This window comes from Streptomyces sp. LX-29, assembly GCF_029541745.1.
Lineage (GTDB): Bacteria > Actinomycetota > Actinomycetes > Streptomycetales > Streptomycetaceae > Streptomyces.
The window spans coordinates 67,886-85,660 of sequence record NZ_CP089746.1 but is presented as its reverse complement, the minus strand read 5'-3'; the positions used below and the strand labels follow the sequence as shown (position 1 = coordinate 85,660).

Genomic DNA, 17,775 nt, shown 5'->3' with positions numbered 1-17,775 from the left:
CGCGATCTTCTCCTTCGGCTCGTGGTTCTTCCGTGACGAGATCGTCGGCGATCCTGGGCGGGGAGTCCTGAGCCTCACCAGGGCATACCGCGCGTCACATATCAGGGTGATCAAGCACAGCCAGTAGAGGCATACTGATGCTGTGTCCGACATAGCCAGCCGTCTTGAGCAGCTCCTCGCTTCGCTGACGCACCCGCGCCGCGTCTTCGCCTCGTCGGGGACGTTCACGGCGCCGGGTGCGGACATGCCGGAGTTCGTCGGCGCGATCTGCGCGTTCGTCGAACGGGTCGTGGACGAGGAAGCCCGTGACCTGTTCGCCTACTACACCCAAGGTCGGCCCCTCCGGTCGATGGGGCATCTCCAGAGGGTCGACCTGTCGATCTTCCCCCTCGAAACCCACGATGACGCGGTGGAGCTACTGACCGAGACGGCCTCGGTGAGTCTCGCGTGGTCCCCCCGAACCATCATGGATCCCAGCGTCGCGCGGAAGACTGCCGTCGAGATCGTCGCCGCGCTGGGGCCCGATGCCATCTGGTGGTCGAACCGTGAAGAGACGTGGGTGAACGGCCTGACACCGGTCACGTTCGATCTGCTGGTCGCCGGCACGAACGGCACGCACTTCGCGTTGCTCCTCCAAGCCGAAGACGATTGACCGCAGTGTCGCAGCAGCGAGCGGTCGGTGGGCCTTCGAGGCGTAGAAACCACGACCAGAAGGTGTCGGCGGCACTGCGGGCGTACACGCCGATCGCGACGAGCGCTGGCAAGGACGCGGTGCGGGCGCGTCGGTGAGGCGGTGACAGCAGGGCGGGGTCCTCCAGCACCATGTCATCGGACTGCTCGCCGAGGAGGAAAGGGCATGAGCTCCCTGACCACCGAAGACGAGATCAGCCACGAGGCTGATCTCGTCTGGCTGGAGGAAATCTCCGACCTGGACGGGGGCGCCATCACGCGCGGGGCTGGAGTGGTTCCTCTTCCTGCCGACGCGGACCGGGAGACGCGTTGAGCGAGCGGGTGTAGGCGTAGAGGCGGTCGACCTGGATGAAGCCCGCCCGCCGGTAGAGAGCGTCTGCGGCTGCCCTGTCGCGTAGGTCTTGGGCGGTGGCTTCGTCCTCGTCGTCCAAGAGGAGGATCACCTCTTCGGCCCCGAGGTCGGCGAGCGCGTCGGAGAGCATCGAGGCAGTCGCAGGGGGCTGACCAGGCAGTTTGTCATCGTTGACGAGATCGAGCACCGCCTGCTCGTCGGCGGGCTCGTATGGCCGCAGCACCAGGTGAGGCGTCGTCAGAGGGCCATCTGCGAGAGGACTCCTTTCGGGAGGACGTGGTCCGGACGACTCCACTCTCAGGGACCCGGTCAGGAGCCGGCATGGTTGGCTAGTGCAGGTCCGTGACGGAGGGCGAAGGGGTGGCTGTGCTCGACCGACTGCGCGGCAGCGGGTCAGGAGTGGCTGAGGGGCACCAGCAATGCCGCGCACTCCGCAAGGACCTGGACGGCGAGCGCCACCTGCCGCACCCGTGTGTTCGGCACGGCCAGGACGATGACGCAGGCGACAACGCCAAGGCCGACGCCCCAGTTGAACACCCAATCGGGCAGTCCCGGGCTGCACTCCTCCCCGTACGTCAGGCATCGCGACGCCTGCTCAGAGGACAGGGCCAGCAGACCAGCTCCCAGGAACGCCGGCAGGAAGGAGACGGCGCACAGGACGGACCAGAAGCGGGAGCGGTCCCTTTCCATCGACACCTGGGCCGGGGACGTCGGAGAGTGGGCTGTTGTGTGCATGTCTCGATCCAACGCCGCTCAGCCGGCCCGGCACACCCGCCCCGGTACTCAATCGCCGGGTGCGCACGGTACTCAGGCGGCGGCACCCGGACGCCGGCGCCAAGGACCACCGACGGCTTCTACCCGGTTCCACCGTGCCGCCCCCCTCGGCCGCCTCGCCCCGCCGCAGCAGCATCATCGACCCCTACACGCCCTACCGCCACCAGCGATGGAACGAGGGCTACACGTACGCCGCCCGGCTCTTCGTCGAGCTCCGCGAGCGCGGCTACACCGGTGGCACCACCATCGTCCGCCAGTACGTCTGCAGGCTCCGCGAAGCATTCCCGCCCGACGATGCACCCCGCAAGCCGCCCTCGGTGCAGGACATCAGCTCGGCCGGGCCGGCTTCGACCTGCTCCGCAAGAGAGTCCTCCTCGCGGCCCCCACCTGGGGGTGATCTTCATCGAAGAGGAGCAAGGCGGGCCATCCCCTTGGAACTCGTAACACGATCTATTGAACGGTCCTGTTCGGCCCTGTTCGGCCCTGTTCGGCCCTGTTCGGCAGTGTCCGGTGTGACGATTCGACCGTTCGGGATGCTGTGACTACCCAGCCGTGGATGGTGGACGGTGACCTGGGGGCTGGTCGCGCCGCTGCTGCCGCCCTGGCCGGAGAAGGCTCCTGGCCTGCGGCTGGTGCCGGACCGGCTGTGCCTGACGGGCATCCTGTACGTGCTTCACAACGACGTCGCCTGGCAACGGCTGCCCCTGGAGCTGGGGTTCGGCTCGGTCAAGACCTGCTGGCGCGGATGGGGGCGGTGGCTGCCGTGGCCGTGCGAGCCGTCATCGGGGCCCCGGTCACGGAAATGCCGTGGCCGGGGCCCAGGATCAGCTATCGCGGAAGGTGCCGACCGCCGTTAGTTCCGGTACCGGAACACGATCCGGCCGCGCGTCAGGTCGTACGGCGGGAGCTCCACCAGCACCCGGTCTTCCAGCATGATCTTGATGTAGTTCTTGCGGATCTTCCCGCTGATGTGCGCGAGCACTTGGTGGCCGTTCTCGAGCTCCACGGTGAACATGGCGCTGCGCAGGCACTCGACGACCTTGCCCTCGACTTCGATGACGTTCTTGTGCTTCGTCATCGCACCAGTTCCAGGTTGCTGCTCATCGGCCGGGCGCCGATGCCCTCGATCAGCGCCGAGGCTGCTTGGTTGGACTGGTGGACTTCGGTCCAGGCCGCGGCGAACCCGGAGTGGTGCAGCGTCCCCAGCGCGTGGGCCAGCAGCGCCCGCGCGATGCCGCGGCGCTGCTCGCCGGCCCGGACCGCGACCAGTCCGATGCGCGGCCGGTTCACCGTCACCACCCGGATCAGCCCCAGGTAGCGGTCCGGCGCCGCGGCCACGGCGTACTTCGACGGGTCGACGATGGTGTCGCCTTGGGGGCGGGGAATCACCTCAGCGGGCATCGACCGCCACCCGACGGTGGCCTCGACTTCGTCACGGATCGCGCGGTCCACCGCCCGCAGCAGACTCTCGTCCGCCTGGCCGGCGGGCACGATCGTCACGCCCGAAGGCGGCAGGACTGCTTCGAGCCCTGTGACCCGCGGGTCGGTCGGCACGACGTACTCCCACTCGCGGCGCCGGATCGTGAAACCGGCCCGCCGCCAGCCGGCCGTCAGCTCGACGTCGGCTTCATCGACCACCGTGTAGAGCGGCGCTGGCAGTTCCGCCAGCATGGCCTCGGCGAGCCGGTCGAAGGTGGCGTCGTGCCAGGCGTCGATGCTGACGAACAAGCGTCCGTCGGGCCGGTGCTCCGCAAGCCCGCGGCCGACCACCAGGTCGTCATCCAGTGCGTGCCATTGCCTGTCCGCGACGCGCGTGATCATCACCGCGTTCTCGCTCAGGCCAGATGTGAAAGGCTTCGTGTTCATCGGAGTCTCCTGGAGTGCCTCGATCTCGGGCGCTCCTGGCGACACCGAACGTCAGCCGCCGGACCGTGACGGGTTGAGGGAGCACCCATGGGTGACTGTGTTCACGGGGCTCACCTCCAAACGACGACTTCACGGTCCACCACGAAAGTAGCAACGGGGCGCCGCCTCGCTCAAATCCTTTCCTGTGAGCTCGTCACGCAGGATCGCCGCGGCCCGGCATCGTGGGGACGCCGTGGGCGTTTGGCCAGCTCGGAGAGAGCGGGAGGATATCCGGCGGCGAGTTTGTGGAGCCGGACCAGATGCTGTGGCGATGACCGGGCCAAAGCTGAGGTTTCACCTACGCAACTCTTCAACCATGGGTAGTGTCGTGGCTCGTGCAGCTGAGTGTTGTGGTCCCTTTGGTGGTCACGGTGTTCGTGGCGGCCTTCGGTTACGGGGCGACCTACCTGACGAATCTACGTCTGGCACGCCGCAAGGATCATCTGGATCGGATCAACCGCCAGCTCAGTGAGCTCTACGGTCCGCTCTACGCTCAGTCGGAGGCTGCGGATCGAGCATGGCGAAAGTTTGCAGCCCGGTATGGGACCGTATGGACGGTATCGGCCCCTGCCACTACGGAGCAGGCCGCCACCTGGCGTTTGTGGATGTCAACGGTCTTCATGCCGCTCAACCGGCGCATGGTCGAGACCGTCGTATCCCATGCCGACCTGTTGCGCGAGGACACCATGCCCGAGCCCCTGAAGGAGTTGTGCGCGCATGTGGCCTGCTATGAGCCCATCGTCGCGCGCTGGGAGGAAGACGGGTTCGACTCCGTCCAGGTCGACGATCACGTGTCGATCGCTGGCAATTTCCCGCGTGCGGAGTTGGATGCCTACCTGCGGAGCTCTTTCGAGGCGCTGAAGCTCGAACAGGCACGGTTGCTGGCTCAGATGCAACGCTTGAGCCGACCGTGACACCGGCTTCGGTTTGGAGGGCGGCAAGGTGAACATCGCCGCGCCGACCAGCATCACCACCGGGAAGTTCACCACCACCATCGCTGCGGTGCGCGCGGGTACGGGGCTTGCTCAGCGGGTTGTCCGGGATGATGTGGATGATCAGGAGGGCGTGGTGCTGGCGAACGAAGCCCAGGCGTGTGGCAGCGCTCTTGTTGCGTGATCCCCAACTGTCCGGTACGGCACTCTCCACGGTCCGCCCCCCCGGGCCTCCGGAGACGGATGCTCGGTTATGGACGCGTGAGGTGGGTGGTCAGTTCATCGACGAACGCCTGCAGGTGGGGCGGGCGGGGGCCCTGGCGGGTGGCCAGGTACCAGGTGCGGGCCATGGGGGTGGCGTCGATCTGGATCAGCGCCAGGCCGTGGGAGTCCGTGTACGGCGCGGCTGCCCAGTTGGGGAGGATGGTCGCGCCCTGGCCGCCGGCGACCATCTCGATGACCAGGTCCGTGATCACGGGCATCGTGGTGATGCGGGCCGGCCGCGCCTGGGGCGGCAGGGGGAGCGGGATCGAGGGGATCCGGGTCTGGTCGTAGGCGTCGTACAGGATCAGGTGGGCGTCCGTGAAGTCCTTCGCTGTGAGGTGGGGGCGGGCGGCCCAGGGGTGGTCGGAGGGGACCACGGCCACCATCTCGTCATCGAAGAGGCGGGTCAGGCTGACCCGGTCCATCTCCGGGTCCGGCTTGGTGACCAGAGCGACGTCCACGCGGTCGGCAAGGAGCGCGGGGACCGGCGCGTCGTCGGGTACGGATTCGATGCGGACCTCAGCGTCCGGGTGCCGGTCGCGGAAGGCACGGATGACCGGGGGTAGCCACTGGAAGGTGGTGCTGCACTGTGCGGTGAAACGCACCCGGCGGTTGCGGCCGTCACGCATCTCATGGAGGTCGCGCGTTGCCGAGCGCAGCTCGTCCAGGACGTGATGCGCCGCCACCAGCAGGCGTCGGCCTGCGGCGTTCGGGACCAGCCTGCGGCCCGTGCGGTCGAAAAGCGGCATGCCGAGCCGGTCCTCGAGGCGGGTGAGGCGCTGGCTGAGCGCGGGCTGGCTGACGTAGAGGCGTTCCGCTGCTGCGGTGAGGGAGCCGGAGTCGGCGGTGGCGGCGAGGAGCTCAAGATCGCGCAAATCCACAGTCATAACCGTGGATTATTGCAGGCTTCAAATTCCAACGTGGTGTTATTGATCGGTCAGCCCTAGGTTCGGTGGTGTCGGGATGGATGACAGCGAATCAGGAGTGGTTGGAGTGTCGACGAACATCACCGCGGTGGTCACAGGGGCATCGAGCGGAATCGGGCTGGGGATCGCCCATGCCTTCCTGGTCCGGGGCGCCGGTGTCGTGCTCAACGGGCGGGACGAGGACCGGCTCGCGAAGGCCGCCGCACAGCTCGGTCACGGCGAGCGGGTCGCCCAGGTAGCGGGCAGCATCGAGGACGCGGCGACGGGCGAGGCACTCGTACGGGCTGCCGTGGAGCGCTTCGGGAGCGTGGACGTCCTCGTGAACAACGCCGGAACGTTCGCACCGAAGCCGTTCACCGACGTGACGGAGGAGGAGCTGGACGGGTACCTGGCGGGCAACCTCAAGGGGACCTACCTGACCACCCAGGCCGTGGTGCGCCGGATGCGGGAGCAGGGCCGCGGCGGAAGCATAGTCAACATCGGCACGGTGCTGGCCGACCACGCGATCGCCGGCTTCCCCGCGTCGGCTCCGGTCATCAGCAAGGGCGGCGTGCACACGCTCACCACCAGCCTGGCCGCCGAACTCGCGACGGACGGGATCCGCGTCAACCTGGTGGCGCCGGGCGTGATCCGGACCCCGCTGCACGGGGACTCGGACGTGGACTCCTTCGGCGGGCTGGCGCTGCTCAACCGTGTGGACGAGATCTCCGAGATCGCGGACGCGGTCGTGTACCTCGCGGGCGCCGAGTTCATCACCGGCCACGCCCTGCGCGTGGACGGCGGCCATGTGACGGGGCGTTCTTGATGACCGCACAGCACGACGTGGACAAGGTGCTCCGGCAGTACTTCGACGGTCTCTACCACGGGGACACGGAGCTGCTCGGCCGGGTCTTCCACCCCGGCGCCGTCTACGCCACCGCGACCGAGGGCGGGGGCGACGGCGAACTGCTACGGCTGAGCATGGACGAGTACTTCCCGGTGGTCCGCCGCCGTGAACCGCCGGCCGCGCGGGGTGAGGCGCGGCGCGACCGCATCGTGTCGGTCGAATTCGCCGGGCCGGTGACGGCACTGGCCCGGGTGGAGTGCTCGATGGGACCGAGGCGGTACTGGGACTTCCTGACGCTGGTGCGGGTCGAGGGGCGGTGGCAGATCGTCTCGAAGGTCTTCCACTTCGAGACGGTTGAGGATGAGGACTGAGCTGCCATGCCCTATGTCAATGTGAAGATCACCCGAGAGGGTGCCACGCCCGGGCAGAAGGCCGAGATCATCGCGGGCGTGACCGATCTGCTGGTGAAGGTGCTCGACAAGAACCCGGCCACGACCTTCGTGGTCATCGACGAGGTCGAGCTGGAGGACTGGGGGATCGGCGGACTGCCGGCCGAGGAATTCCGCAGGCGCCAGCTGGGGAGTTGAGAACGCCGGAAGCGGCGGAAGCAGGTGCTCGGCAGGTCCCGCCCGGTCGACTTTCGACCTCGGGGAACATCAGTACAGCGGTTATCGGTGAGAACGATCACGGCCGGATGGTGTCGATGAGCGCGCACATCGCCTCGACCCGTGGCGGGCTTCGTAAGAGCAGTGAGAATGCCTGAACCAGCGGGCGGTCGTGTTCGCCTGCGGGTCGTGCAGGCATCCCCGCAGAGCTCTCGACCTTACCCTCAAGGGGGAAGTCGGCGACCTTGCCCGGCGTGTCGACGGTGGCCGGCAGCTCTGAAGCGGGGGCGTCCTCCTCGATGGCGGTGTGGTCGGGCATGAGGTCGGCGACGGCGGTCCGGATGGCGCCGCGGCTGACGCCGTGCTCGCGGGCGAGGGTGGCGACGGAGCGGCCCTCCAGACTGTCTCGTACCTCCAGATCGGGTGCGGTGTTGAGCTGGTCGTGCAAGACGTCACTGCTCAACGCCGTGAGCTCGTCGAGGTATTCACCGGTCTTCGCCCGCGCCAGTTCCTGCGTCTAGTGCGGGCTGTCCACCGTGATGGCGGGAGGGCTCTGAGCCCAGACCGGTCGGACCGTCCCTGGGCGCTGACGTTGGAGGAGAGGGTGCTGCTGGTGGCGATGTACTGCCGCACCAACCTCACTATGCGTCAGCTCGCTCCGCTGTTCGGGATCTCCCCGGCGGCCGTCGGCCGGATCATCAGCCGGCACGGTCCCCTGCTGGCCCTGGCACCATGCAAACGCAAGTCGGGACGGCACCAAGGCCTCATCGTGGACGGTACTTTGGTGCCCAGCCGGGACGGACGGTGTCCGCGTCCTCCAAGAACTACTGCTACCCGGCGAACGGTCACCTTGGTGGCGGCGGTCTCGATGCTCTTCTGGGGCGAAGCCACCTGCCGTGGCTTCGACCCAGACCCACTGGTCATGGCCGGGCGGTGAGGAGGGCCGGGCCGCCTCCGCCATGACCATGTTCCCGGCGGGATTCGTGGCTTGCTACCTGTCGACGGCGTCGGTCACACGCTGCCAGCTGTCCAGGTCTGCGATGCGTGCCTCCAAAGCGGGGCGCATGCCCGTCGCGCTGGAGGCGCCAAGGGCCAGGCGCAGCGGAGGGTTGGGGCTGTCGACCGCGGTCCGGATGCCTGCGGCGATCCGTGCCGCGGCGGAGAACGCGGATGCCGGCAGCTCTCCGATGCCTTTCTGAACCTCGCGGACGGTCTGGTCGTAGTCGCCCAGGCCGTCCGCGACATCGAGGTTGGCAAGGAAGGGGGTCGCGGTCAGGCCGGGCTGGATGATCGTGACCTTGATGCCGAGCGGTGCGACCTCGGCCGCGAGCGCGTCCGACAGCCCCTCGACGGCGTGCTTGGTGGCGGCCAGCAGACCCACGCCGGGATGGGCGGACTGCCCGTAGACCGACGAGCCCTGGAGGATGTGCCCGGACCGCTGGGCGCGGAGCACCGGCAACGTCGCGCGGAGCACGTTGAGCACTCCGAAGACATTGGTGTCGAACACGGCACGGACCTGCGTGTCGGATGCCTCCTCAACGGCTCCGAACAGTCCGTATCCCGCGTTGTTGGCCACCACGTCGATACGACCGAACCGTGCGAGCGTGCCTTCCACCGCGTCCCGGACGGCTCGCTCGTCACGTACGTCCGCCTGGATGAGAAGCAGACGCTCACCGTGCGTTTGTGCCAGTTCGTCCAGGGAGGAGGTGTCGCGGGCGAGGGCCGAGACGGTGTCGCCGTTCTCCAGTGCCTGGAGCGTCAGTTCGCGGCCGATGCCGGACGTCGCGCCGGTGATCAGCCATGTGCGGAGGTGGGTCTGGGGGTTGGATGTTCCGTTCATGTTGCGACCGTAAGCGGTTAGCTCGCAACGAGTCAACCTAGATCGACTGGGAGGTTGCTTCCTAGCTGGATTAGTACCGCTCACGCTGATGTACTCTGGGAGGATGATCACTGCGGCAGCCGGATCCCCCAAACCCAGCCCACGCACCGTCACGCCGACGGTGGAGACCGTTCTCGCGTTCGTGAACACGCGCGCGGACGGATCGGGTCGCCGAGAGTTGTTCGGGGACGGGGACTCGTTCGCGGCGTGGCTGGCGGAGCGCGACGAGTTCGGTGGCGAAACCGTGGTGACCGACGCTGACGCCGCGGTCGCGCGCGAGCTGCGTGATGCCCTGGTGACTGTGCTGCTCGCGCACTCGGGCGATGAGGAAAGTCTGGGTGAGCCGCTGCTGCGTGCCGAGCGGCACCTGCGACGTGTGGGTTCGCTCTACCCGCTGGCGACGGTGGTCACGGCCGGCGGTGTAGAGCTGGCCTCGCCGCAGGCGGGGGTTCCGCGCGTGTTCGGAACCGTACTGGCTGCGGTGACGACGTTTGCGCAGAGCAGCGACTGGGGGCGCATCAAGGCGTGCCGGAACCCCCCATGCCATTTCGGTTTCTTCGACCGCACCCGCAATGGGGGAGGGCTGTACTGCAGTACTGGCTGCGGCTCTCAGGTGTCCATGCGCAAACACCGCCAGCGGCAGCGCCATGGCAGTGGTGCGCCGCCCGAGGCGTGAGACCGCCCTTCCAGCGAGGAGGGTGATCAACCCCACCGGCAAGCGCACGGGCCAGAACCCCGGCCTGGCCAGCATCTACCGGGCACGCGCCGAGCACGAGAAGCGCCAGGCGTATCCCGAAGCCGTGGAAGCGGCCCACGCCGACCTTGCCACCCCCAGGCCGAAGGCAACGATCGGTCACTCTGAGCCACTTGTCACTTCGCCGGAGCGTCGGGAGGACAGGGCCATCACCTGGGCGTCCCCGCCTCACCCGCAAACCGGCCCGGAAGCGAGCGCGGCCGCCGGCCGTGCCCACCCCGATGCCATCCGCCGCGTGACCACGACCAACATCATTCTCATCGTCGTCACGCCGACGACCGGTCACTCATCCGAGGCATCGGGCCATCGCTCTGGCCGAACCGCTGCTCCCAACGCAGGAAGTCCAGGTTCTGCCGCAAGACCCCGAGCTCGATCTCGGTCGGGTTCAGGCTGGTCTCCTCGGCCAGGTCCTCCTCGCTGATCCCCTCGGGATGCTGCTACATCACGCGGGTGATCTTCCCGGCCCACAGCTCGGCGTTCCTCAACGGCCAACGTTCGTACTGCTCGGCCAGGTCAGCCAGGTGCTCGCGAGAGCATTCGAGTGTTCGGTCACGCTGTGGGCCGTCGCGCAGGTCTCCGGACCGTCGGCCCTTGCCCGGGAGGTCGCAGAGCCTGCCGATGTCGTCTTCACCGCGCCCGCCAGCCACGTGTCGCCCCTCCCCGGCATCTCGACGGCGGGATCGTGCCGTTAGATGGAAATCTCCCGTACCCGCCGCATTCAGGGCCCTGGGTATCCAACAGCGGACACGTCTGCTCGCGCGGTCCGCGTCCGCGCGCTGACCGGCCCACACCCGCGATGCGGCCCTAGACGCAGGCATTCGCGGGCGGCGTGACCGGTTCGGGTCCCGCTCCGACGAACGCGTCGACCCAGTCCCGCACCGCCCGCTGGTACGGGACGGTGTTGGTGGCCAGATTCAGGTCGTGGCCCGCACCGGGCTCGACGTACGTGCGCAGGCAGGCCGCAGACCCGAAGTACGGGTCCTCCTGGGTCTTGAGCGCCGCCGCGCTGGCGCAGTTGCCGCTCAGGGAGTCGCAGAAGAATCCGTCCTGGTCGCCGACGGCGAGCAGGACCGGGTGCTGGATCTGGCGGGAGTACGGCAGGAGGTCGGCCACGCCGAGACCGTCGGGCGTCTCGGCGGTGCTGAACACGTCCTTGGTCGCCTCATCAGTGGCGAGCACCGCCGGGTCGGTGGTCGCAGGGGCGTAGAAGTCGGCGCCCCGGGTGCCGGGCCTGGTGGTCAGGTACCCCGGGTCGTAGGATTTTCCGGCGAATGCCGGGTCCAGGGCTGCGGGGTAGAGGGACGAGGTGAAGAGGTCCACGGCCTTCGGGGCGACGATCCGGTGGGTGATGCCTGTGAGCACCACGGCGTCCGCGTCGTTGTAGGTGCCCGCTTCGATGACGCTGATCAGCGAGCCGAGCGAATGGCCGCCGAGGATGGCCTTGCGGAAGACCATGCCGCCGACCCGGCCGTCGCGCAGGGCCTGGATCACCTGGTGCACGGCCTCGGCCTGGACGGACGCGGTGACCAGGGCGCTGGGCGGGCGTGAGCTCGCGCCGGTTCCGAGCCGGTCCACGACGAAGGTGGCGTAGCCGGCATCATTCATGGCCTGGCGGAAGTTGTACGTCTCGGGTTGGTACGGGAAGTCCCAGTAGGTGTGGTTGTACGTTGCGCCGGGCACCAGCACCATCACCGTGTCGGCCGTACCACCCGCGGGCACGCACAGGGTGCCGTGCATCGTCGCCGACACGAGACCGGTGACGGGGACGCCGGCACCCTGGCACGAGGCCGGCGCTGCCTGCGCTGCCCCGCTGGGCACGCATAGCGCCAGCAGCGCGGCCAGCCCGAGAACAAACCGTACTCGCACATCGTTCCGAAACCTGGCCACATATGCCTCCACATTCCGTAGTACGGCAGCCAAGGGCTGCCGACCTGATCCGAAGACAGAAACATGCAGGCCACGGGCCTGCCCTAGCAGTAGCCCGAACTGACGCTTTCTCATCGGCTGAACCCCATCGAGGCCCGGTTCACCGCCCTGCGCTACTTCGCTCTCGACGGCACCTGACCACACCAGCACCTGGGCCGACCAGAACGGATGCGATGCGCCCTGCCCGTGATCCCTCCTCAGGAAACAGCGAACAGCCCTTCACGAGGGCTCCAGTGGCCCTGAGAGTTGTGTTCCCGCGCGTGCCGGGCCGCTGTGCGACAAGAACACTGCGCCCGTGATGCGCGATTGGCCAGAGCCGGCGAGGGGTCGTGCAGGGGCGCGCCCGGCGCGCATTGCGAGTGTGCGGCGCGTTTTTGGCCAACCGGAGTCCGGCCGGAACAGGCAACCGCAGTAAATGCGCGCTCGCTGGGCAGCCAGGCCCCGCTCAGGCGAGGTGGAGCGCGCTGCGCGACAGCTGCTCGCCGGCCTCGGGCACGGCTAGCTAGACGGATTCATCGCCGAGACCAGACTCATCCCGACCCCGCCATGACGTCACCCCGAACCGAAACCTCAGTGGCTCGTCGTGGTGGATCCGAGAGGGTAACCGTCAGGACCAGGCCGTGCCCAGCGAACGGTGCCCGGCGCGCGAGCCCCGTCCGTCTGGTGAGGCAGGCTGCGGGGCGGGGATGCGGTCATGAGGTCCTCCGGTGGGTTCAGCGTTGGCGGACGGGTCGCACGACGATCTCGTTGACATCGACGTCGGCCGGCTGCGCGAGGGCGTACGAGACGGCGCCGGCGATGGTGTCGGGCCCGATGGCGTGGGCCCGGTAGGCGCGCATGGCCTCGGCGGCGCCAGGATCGGTGATGGTGTCGGCGAGTTCGGAGTCGACCACGCCAGGCGAGATGGTCGTGACCCGGATCGAGGGGTCGCACTCCTGGCGCAGGCCCTCGGTGATCGCCCAGGCCGCGTACTTCGTGCCGCAGTAGACGGCTCCGGTGGGCACGACCTGGTGAGCCCCGATGCTCGCGACCGTGACGAAGTGCCCCGAGCCCTGCGCGGCGAACACGGGCAGGGCCGCGGCGATCCCGTGCAGCAGGCCGCGGACGTTCACGTCGATCATCCGGTCCCACTCATCGACGAGCAGGGAGTCCAGCCGCGACAGGGGCATGACGCCGGCGTTTGCGACAAGGACGTCGACGCGGCCGTGGAGGTCGCGGGCAGCCTGGACGGAGGCCGCGACGTCCGCGCGGTCCGTCACGTCCAGCCGTACCGGCTGCAGGCCGCCGCCGGAGCGGGCGGCCGCCTCGGCCGTGCTCTCCGCCAGTGCCCGCAGGTGGCCGGTGCGGCGTGCACCGGCCACCACCTGGTGTCCCTCTGCCGCGAGTCGTGCGGCGACGGCCGCGCCGATGCCGCTGCTGGCGCCGGTGACGAGGACGACCTTGCGGTCGGCCGGCTTGGTGTTCTCCGGGTGTTGTGTGGTCATGCCTTGGAGGCTGTCCCAGCCGGAGCGCCTGAGGGAGAGGCGGCGTCCTCATGGGTGCAGCGCACCCAGGAAGCGCGGCGGACCCGGACTAACATGGCGGCATGGCACGCTCAGAGCTCGGCGCCTACCTCACCGCCCGGCGCGCCCACGTCACCCCGGCCCAGGTGAACCTCCCCTCTACGGGGCACCGCCGGGTACCGGGGCTTCGGCGCGAGGAGGTGGCCCTCCTCGCCGGAGTCAGCGCCGACTACTACGTACGCCTGGAGCAGGGGCGGGAGCGCACCCCCTCCGCGCAGGTGCTCGACGCCCTGGCCGCCGCGCTGCGGCTGGACGAGGACGGCCGGCTGCACCTGTTCCGGCTCGCCGGCCTCGGCCCCCACGCACGCACCAGTGCCCCCGCCGTCGCAGACCGGGTCGAGCCGAGCCTGCTGGCGCTCATGGAAGCCTGGCCGCACAACCCGGCCATCGTCTACAACCGCGTGTACGACGTTCTCGCCTCCAACACGATCGCCGACGCGCTCTTCCACGGCTGGGCGCACTCGCGCAACCTCATGCACGCCGTGTTCACCGACCCCGCGGCCCGCACCTTCTACCGCGACTGGTACGACGTCGCGCGCAACACCGTGGCAGGCTTTCGGCTCGGCTACGGCGCGGCGCCTGACGACCGGCGGCTGCGGCAGCTGCTCACCGAACTGCTGTACCACAGCCCGGAGTTCGCCGACATGTGGGCCCGCCACGACGTGCGGGGCAAGGCACTGGAACGCAAGCGCTTCGAGCACCGCGAGGTCGGGCCGCTGACGCTGACCATGCAGACCTTCGACGTCCGCTCGGCCCCGGGCCAGGAACTCGTCGTCTACCACGCGGAGCCGAACTCACCCAGCAGCGACGCACTCACACTCCTCGGCTCGCTGGCCGCGACCTCGCGCCGGGAGCTCTGAGCCGACACCGCGGCGCACGCCCTCCCAGGTCGGGCAGCCGGGTCACGTTGCCGTGACCCGGCCCCTCGGAACCGGACGTGCCGGTCGTCCCGGCATCCGACTCCAGCAAGCCCCAGGGGCCTCGCAGGTCAGCAGGTTTGAAGTGGCTCGCTTGTCGTCGCCCGCGTCCACGGCAGGCAGGCCGGCCCCGTCGCTGCCGATGTCCCAGCCGCACATGGCCCTCCCCGCGCTCCTCGACACCGCGGAGACCTACCCACTCCAGGCGGCCCTCGACGCGGTGTACGCGGCCGTCGCAACCTCCTGGGGACCTCAGAACGCGCAAAGTGGGACTCCTCCTCGTCACGCGGGCCGGGACTGGCCTCGGCTGCCGGTTCGGCTGCAAGCCGGCTACCGCCACGGCTCTTGGCGTCCGGTTGGCCACGCGGGCCAACCGCAGCGCTCAGACGCGGCTGTGGTCGGGTAGCCGGGTCACGGCAACGTGATCACTCCGCGCCCACCTCGGCGCCACAGCGGCCGACCACGACGCCGCCGGGACCTGGCCCCCAGCTGGGTGAATCCGCGCTGAACGCCGCCGATCGTCGTGGCCGGACCGACGGAGGCCGCGGCGGTCGCTGGGGGACAGGCGTGGCCATCGGCACGCTCTGGCCCTCCCCTCCGTGCGCCTCGCCCGGATGGCCCTCGCTCCGGATGCGATCGTTGAGAGGACGCGCTCGGAGTCGTCATCTCACGCCGAGCCGTATGCTCCCGCGGTCTGTCAGCCCAGTGCCCGGCTGAGGGGCTTCCCGGCCCGGTACTGTTCGAGCCGGGCCCGGTCCGTCTCCTGGACGATGTCGAACGACCGGCTGCCCACGATCAGACGGCGCGGCGGGTCCGGCAGTTCGGCCGGTTTCATGACGACGTCGGCGGCGGTGCTCGGGTCGGGACCGGCGTCGTCGCCCCACATCTCCGCCAGCCGGGCGCGCAGGGTCTCGTAGATCGGATCGGACGTCGTCATCGTGGTGCCGAGGGTGAACCACCCCGTGGCGGAACCCCGAGGTCTGGAAACGAGAATCGAGGCCTACTCGGCGCCTGATCCAGGGCGGCGAAACAGTATTGAGGCCACGAGGTGGAGAAGACCGGATGCTGACCGAGACCGAGTTCCGTACCGACGATCTACCCGCGGAGGTCCGGTTCGACTTCTGGTGCGAGCGCATCGGCCGAACCTCCCCTGCACCGCTGGACCTTCACAGCGAACACTGGGCGGATTTCCGGGCGCGTCAACGCGTGCTGGAGCTGGGCGCCGTTCATGTCTGGCCCGCGACCCACCAGGCGCTTCGATTCCGCCGGACCCCCAAGCTCGTCCGCCAGTCCGATCCCGAGCATTGCCACATCGGACTCCCTCTGCGGGGGACCAACCGAGTCGCCTGGGGTGACCAGAAGGATGTGTACGGGGCTTATGAGATAAGGGTCTTCGACAGCTCGCGGGCATTCGAGGTCAACTGCTCCAACGGTCCGGATCTGTTCTCGGGCCTGGGCATCGAAATCCCCAAGTCGCTGCTGCACCTGCCGCGGAACAGCGTGGACCGGTTGTTCGCCCAGGGGATGTCCGGACGGGAGGGGATCGGTGCCCTGCTCGTACAGTTCCTCACCCAGCTGGCGGCGGACACCAGCTGCTACCAGCCATGCGACGGCCCCCGACTGGGAACGGTCGTGATCGACCTGCTGTCCGCACTGTTCGCCCACGTCCTGGACGCCGACCGTTCCCTTCCGCCGGAATCCCGCAGTCGAACGCTGGTGCTGCGCATTCGGGCCTACGCCCAACGGAACCTGCACGACCCGCGGCTGACCCCGTGTGCGATCGCCGCCGCGCACAACATCTCCACCAGCTATCTGCACCGTCTCTTCCAGGCCGAGCAGGAGACCATCGCGACCTGGATTCGACGGCAGCGCTTGGAACGCGCCCGCCGGGACCTCGCCGACCCCGCGATGTGCTCCAGCACCATCCACGCCATCGCCGCCCGTTGGGGCTTCATCCGCGCCGCCGACTTCACGCGCGCCTTCCGCACCGCCTACGGCATGCCCCCGAGGGACTACCGGCACCAAGCCCTCCACGGCCCTGGGGCGACCCCGTGGACTCAGTGCTAAGCACTGTGGAGGCTGTGCGAACGACGCCCGGCGGTATCTCCGGCAGGCTGGCTGACAGCTGCCGCCGAGGACGGTGCCGGCGCGCCCGATCGGCTTCCGGCGCGCCAGGAGACCGTGCCGAAGCGGCGACACGACCATTCGCACCATCAGGGGGATCCCTCGCAGGTCCGACGCACTGTCACGACCATCGCCACCATCACCGTTCTGGGAGTCGGCGTCCTGTCCGGCACGGCACAGGCAGACCACCACCAGCCCGCGCCGCCGGCCGCGACGACCTCGGTGCCGGCCGGGGAGTCCGGCACTGCCGAGACGGGTGGCAACACCTTCACCGCCCAGGCCGCCACGATCGACCCCAAGGGCGCGCCAGCGACCGCGCCGTCCTACGCCGTCGCGGAGAGCACGGCTGACAAGCGGGCCAAGGCCCCGAACTGTGTGGAACACCCATGGGGCCACCTGAAGTTGGGCGGCTACAGCTTCGTGGGTTGCCACGACCTCACCCAGCACGGAGGCTACGTGCGGGCCAAGGTCTGGTGTTCGGTGAGCAAGACGTCGCCGAAGTCCGCCTGGAGGACGCACTACGGTCCGTGGCAGAAGGAGCGGACGCCCTCGTTCGCCTACTGTGACGACAACGAGTACCTCCAGGACTGGGGCTACAAGTACAGGAAGTAGAGACAGGTGATGCGGGCCCCTTCCCCCTCCCAGGCGACAGCCCGCGAGGGGGAAGGGGCCCGATGCCCGTCAGCGGCGAGCATGGCAGGTGTCGGTCAGCGTGGCCGAAGGAGCCCACGGGGATCCCGTGGTGTTCGTTGACGTCGACTCAGTCGACTCGGGGCCATGGGCGCTGCTCGCTGCCGTCGAGGCCAGAGCGGTTCCCCGAACGGAAGGTGCGACGGTAGGTGTCCGGAGGCACGCCGACCGTGCGGTCGAAGTGGCGACGCAGCGTCGTGGCGGTGCCCATGCCGGTGGCCGTCGCGATGGTGTCGATGGTGTCGGGGTGGTCTCCAGCAGCTCCTGGGCGTGGCGGAACCGCCGGGTCAGCAGCCATGGCAGCGGGGTGGCTCGTAGGCCCTGGCCGGCTCGTAGTGGAGCAGGAAGGCCATGCCCCCGGCACGCCCAGGCCCACACCTCGATCCAGCCCGGGCTGAAAGGGGGCCGGGGCAGCTGCCCGGGCGTGCGGGTGACGGGCCCGCCGGGGCGTCCGGCGTCCCGTCGGGTGCGTGCGGGTAACCGTCCGGACCCGCGTCGGAACCGGATGCCCAGCCGCTTGGCCGCCTCGACGAGGTGCTGGCTGCGCCGTCGCGCCGGCCGGGTGCCGAGGACGATCGCCGGCGCGACGAGGAAGATCGCGACGAGGGAGATCTCGACGATCCCCCGCCCGGCGGAATCACGTACCGGC

The 17,775-nt window shown here is 69.0% G+C and carries 21 protein-coding genes and 2 pseudogenes; 12 read left to right on the top strand and 11 right to left on the bottom strand.

The window, feature by feature from the left end; all coding sequences use genetic code 11:
* Positions 1 to 142: 142 nt before the first annotated feature.
* Positions 143 to 652, top strand: a complete 510-nt coding sequence (locus LRS74_RS00425; protein ID WP_277739032.1) for a hypothetical protein — start codon at positions 143 to 145, stop codon at positions 650 to 652.
* Positions 653 to 944: 292 nt separating this feature from the next.
* Here LRS74_RS00425 and LRS74_RS00420 read toward each other — a convergent pair whose 3' ends face one another.
* Together LRS74_RS00420 and LRS74_RS00415 are read right to left on the bottom strand one after the other, a co-directional pair.
* A complete protein-coding gene (locus tag LRS74_RS00420) occupies positions 945 to 1,265 on the bottom strand; it encodes a hypothetical protein (RefSeq protein WP_277739031.1) in 321 nt (106 codons plus the stop codon).
* 170 nt (positions 1,266 to 1,435) lie between these two features.
* Complete coding sequence (locus LRS74_RS00415; RefSeq protein ID WP_277739030.1) at positions 1,436 to 1,777, bottom strand: hypothetical protein; 342 nt, start codon at positions 1,775 to 1,777, stop codon at positions 1,436 to 1,438.
* A 617-nt stretch (positions 1,778 to 2,394) separates the two neighbouring features.
* On the opposite strand from LRS74_RS00415, the gene LRS74_RS00410 reads away from it, so the two are divergent.
* Positions 2,395 to 2,673, top strand: a complete 279-nt coding sequence (locus LRS74_RS00410) for a transposase (RefSeq protein ID WP_277744548.1) — start codon at positions 2,395 to 2,397, stop codon at positions 2,671 to 2,673.
* On the opposite strand, the gene infA is transcribed toward LRS74_RS00410, so the two are convergent.
* The gene (infA, locus tag LRS74_RS00405; RefSeq protein WP_069759925.1) at positions 2,670 to 2,894 is read right to left on the bottom strand and encodes a translation initiation factor IF-1; all 225 of its coding nucleotides are present in this window, start codon (positions 2,892 to 2,894) and stop codon (positions 2,670 to 2,672) included. The two genes, LRS74_RS00410 and infA, sit on opposite strands and share 4 nt — an antisense overlap.
* Entirely contained in the window at positions 2,891 to 3,682 is a 792-nt protein-coding gene (locus LRS74_RS00400; RefSeq protein WP_277739029.1) for a GNAT family N-acetyltransferase, read from the bottom strand. The genes infA and LRS74_RS00400 overlap by 4 nt, the downstream gene beginning before the upstream one ends.
* A gap of 374 nt (positions 3,683 to 4,056) precedes the next feature.
* Here LRS74_RS00400 and LRS74_RS00395 point away from each other — a divergent pair, with 374 nt between their 5' ends.
* Together LRS74_RS00395 and LRS74_RS00390 are read left to right on the top strand one after the other, a co-directional pair.
* Positions 4,057 to 4,635 (top strand): hypothetical protein, encoded by a 579-nt coding sequence (locus LRS74_RS00395; RefSeq protein WP_277739028.1) that lies wholly within the window; start codon positions 4,057 to 4,059, stop codon positions 4,633 to 4,635.
* 28 nt (positions 4,636 to 4,663) lie between these two features.
* Complete coding sequence (locus LRS74_RS00390) at positions 4,664 to 4,837, top strand: hypothetical protein (RefSeq protein WP_277739027.1); 174 nt, start codon at positions 4,664 to 4,666, stop codon at positions 4,835 to 4,837.
* Between the two features lie 67 nt (positions 4,838 to 4,904).
* On the opposite strand, the gene LRS74_RS00385 is transcribed toward LRS74_RS00390, so the two are convergent.
* On the bottom strand, positions 4,905 to 5,804 hold the full coding sequence (locus LRS74_RS00385; protein ID WP_277739026.1) for a LysR family transcriptional regulator: 900 nt from the start codon (positions 5,802 to 5,804) through the stop codon (positions 4,905 to 4,907).
* 106 nt (positions 5,805 to 5,910) lie between these two features.
* Between LRS74_RS00385 and LRS74_RS00380 the strand changes: the two genes are divergently transcribed.
* From LRS74_RS00380 to LRS74_RS00370, 3 genes are read left to right on the top strand one after another with little or no spacing between them, the layout of a single operon-like run.
* Positions 5,911 to 6,648 (top strand): SDR family oxidoreductase, encoded by a 738-nt coding sequence (locus LRS74_RS00380; protein WP_277739025.1) that lies wholly within the window; start codon positions 5,911 to 5,913, stop codon positions 6,646 to 6,648.
* Complete coding sequence (locus LRS74_RS00375) at positions 6,648 to 7,040, top strand: nuclear transport factor 2 family protein (protein ID WP_277739024.1); 393 nt, start codon at positions 6,648 to 6,650, stop codon at positions 7,038 to 7,040. Before LRS74_RS00380 ends, LRS74_RS00375 begins: the two co-directional genes overlap by 1 nt.
* A gap of 6 nt (positions 7,041 to 7,046) precedes the next feature.
* Positions 7,047 to 7,256: a 4-oxalocrotonate tautomerase family protein gene (locus LRS74_RS00370; protein ID WP_277739023.1), complete on the top strand. Its 210-nt coding sequence runs from the start codon at positions 7,047 to 7,049 to the stop codon at positions 7,254 to 7,256.
* Positions 7,257 to 7,353: 97 nt separating this feature from the next.
* Here LRS74_RS00370 and LRS74_RS00365 read toward each other — a convergent pair whose 3' ends face one another.
* A complete protein-coding gene (locus LRS74_RS00365) occupies positions 7,354 to 7,737 on the bottom strand; it encodes a hypothetical protein (protein ID WP_277739022.1) in 384 nt (127 codons plus the stop codon).
* Between LRS74_RS00365 and LRS74_RS00360 the strand changes: the two are divergent.
* A pseudogene (locus LRS74_RS00360) lies at positions 7,717 to 8,102 on the top strand (transposase family protein); the annotation flags it as partial. The gene LRS74_RS00365 and the pseudogene LRS74_RS00360 overlap by 21 nt on opposite strands.
* A gap of 163 nt (positions 8,103 to 8,265) precedes the next feature.
* Here LRS74_RS00360 and LRS74_RS00355 read toward each other — a convergent pair.
* A complete protein-coding gene (locus tag LRS74_RS00355) occupies positions 8,266 to 9,114 on the bottom strand; it encodes an SDR family NAD(P)-dependent oxidoreductase (protein WP_277739021.1) in 849 nt (282 codons plus the stop codon).
* 103 nt (positions 9,115 to 9,217) lie between these two features.
* Between LRS74_RS00355 and LRS74_RS00350 the strand changes: the two genes are divergently transcribed.
* The gene (locus LRS74_RS00350) at positions 9,218 to 9,829 is read left to right on the top strand and encodes a CGNR zinc finger domain-containing protein (RefSeq protein WP_277739020.1); all 612 of its coding nucleotides are present in this window, start codon (positions 9,218 to 9,220) and stop codon (positions 9,827 to 9,829) included.
* Between the two features lie 882 nt (positions 9,830 to 10,711).
* On the opposite strand, the gene LRS74_RS00345 is transcribed toward LRS74_RS00350, so the two are convergent.
* On the bottom strand, positions 10,712 to 11,644 hold the full coding sequence (locus LRS74_RS00345) for an alpha/beta fold hydrolase (RefSeq protein WP_277739019.1): 933 nt from the start codon (positions 11,642 to 11,644) through the stop codon (positions 10,712 to 10,714).
* 902 nt (positions 11,645 to 12,546) lie between these two features.
* Complete coding sequence (locus LRS74_RS00340; RefSeq protein WP_277739018.1) at positions 12,547 to 13,317, bottom strand: SDR family oxidoreductase; 771 nt, start codon at positions 13,315 to 13,317, stop codon at positions 12,547 to 12,549.
* Positions 13,318 to 13,418: 101 nt separating this feature from the next.
* Here LRS74_RS00340 and LRS74_RS00335 point away from each other — a divergent pair, with 101 nt between their 5' ends.
* On the top strand, positions 13,419 to 14,255 hold the full coding sequence (locus tag LRS74_RS00335) for a helix-turn-helix transcriptional regulator (RefSeq protein ID WP_277739017.1): 837 nt from the start codon (positions 13,419 to 13,421) through the stop codon (positions 14,253 to 14,255).
* Positions 14,256 to 15,009: 754 nt separating this feature from the next.
* Here LRS74_RS00335 and LRS74_RS00330 read toward each other — a convergent pair.
* Complete coding sequence (locus LRS74_RS00330) at positions 15,010 to 15,249, bottom strand: hypothetical protein (RefSeq protein ID WP_277739016.1); 240 nt, start codon at positions 15,247 to 15,249, stop codon at positions 15,010 to 15,012.
* Between the two features lie 125 nt (positions 15,250 to 15,374).
* On the opposite strand from LRS74_RS00330, the gene LRS74_RS00325 reads away from it, so the two are divergent.
* The gene (locus LRS74_RS00325; protein ID WP_277739015.1) at positions 15,375 to 16,379 is read left to right on the top strand and encodes a helix-turn-helix domain-containing protein; all 1,005 of its coding nucleotides are present in this window, start codon (positions 15,375 to 15,377) and stop codon (positions 16,377 to 16,379) included.
* A gap of 114 nt (positions 16,380 to 16,493) precedes the next feature.
* Entirely contained in the window at positions 16,494 to 17,048 is a 555-nt protein-coding gene (locus tag LRS74_RS00320; RefSeq protein ID WP_277739014.1) for a hypothetical protein, read from the top strand.
* 148 nt (positions 17,049 to 17,196) lie between these two features.
* Here the strand turns inward: LRS74_RS00320 and LRS74_RS00315 are convergent.
* A pseudogene (locus LRS74_RS00315) lies at positions 17,197 to 17,435 on the bottom strand (helix-turn-helix domain-containing protein); the annotation flags it as partial.
* Positions 17,436 to 17,775: the final 340 nt, after the last annotated feature.

Coding starts and splice junctions, on each gene's coding strand:
- LRS74_RS00415 (WP_277739030.1), bottom strand. CDS start 1,777: ATGCACACAACAGCCCACTCTCCGACGTCCCCGGCCCAGGTGTCGATG.
- infA (WP_069759925.1), bottom strand. CDS start 2,894: ATGACGAAGCACAAGAACGTCATCGAAGTCGAGGGCAAGGTCGTCGAG.
- LRS74_RS00400 (WP_277739029.1), bottom strand. CDS start 3,682: ATGAACACGAAGCCTTTCACATCTGGCCTGAGCGAGAACGCGGTGATG.
- LRS74_RS00385 (WP_277739026.1), bottom strand. CDS start 5,804: ATGACTGTGGATTTGCGCGATCTTGAGCTCCTCGCCGCCACCGCCGAC.
- LRS74_RS00375 (WP_277739024.1), top strand. CDS start 6,648: ATGACCGCACAGCACGACGTGGACAAGGTGCTCCGGCAGTACTTCGAC.
- LRS74_RS00370 (WP_277739023.1), top strand. CDS start 7,047: ATGCCCTATGTCAATGTGAAGATCACCCGAGAGGGTGCCACGCCCGGG.
- LRS74_RS00355 (WP_277739021.1), bottom strand. CDS start 9,114: ATGAACGGAACATCCAACCCCCAGACCCACCTCCGCACATGGCTGATC.
- LRS74_RS00350 (WP_277739020.1), top strand. CDS start 9,218: ATGATCACTGCGGCAGCCGGATCCCCCAAACCCAGCCCACGCACCGTC.
- LRS74_RS00345 (WP_277739019.1), bottom strand. CDS start 11,644: ATGCACGGCACCCTGTGCGTGCCCGCGGGTGGTACGGCCGACACGGTG.
- LRS74_RS00340 (WP_277739018.1), bottom strand. CDS start 13,317: ATGACCACACAACACCCGGAGAACACCAAGCCGGCCGACCGCAAGGTC.
- LRS74_RS00335 (WP_277739017.1), top strand. CDS start 13,419: ATGGCACGCTCAGAGCTCGGCGCCTACCTCACCGCCCGGCGCGCCCAC.
- LRS74_RS00330 (WP_277739016.1), bottom strand. CDS start 15,249: ATGACGACGTCCGATCCGATCTACGAGACCCTGCGCGCCCGGCTGGCG.
- LRS74_RS00325 (WP_277739015.1), top strand. CDS start 15,375: ATGCTGACCGAGACCGAGTTCCGTACCGACGATCTACCCGCGGAGGTC.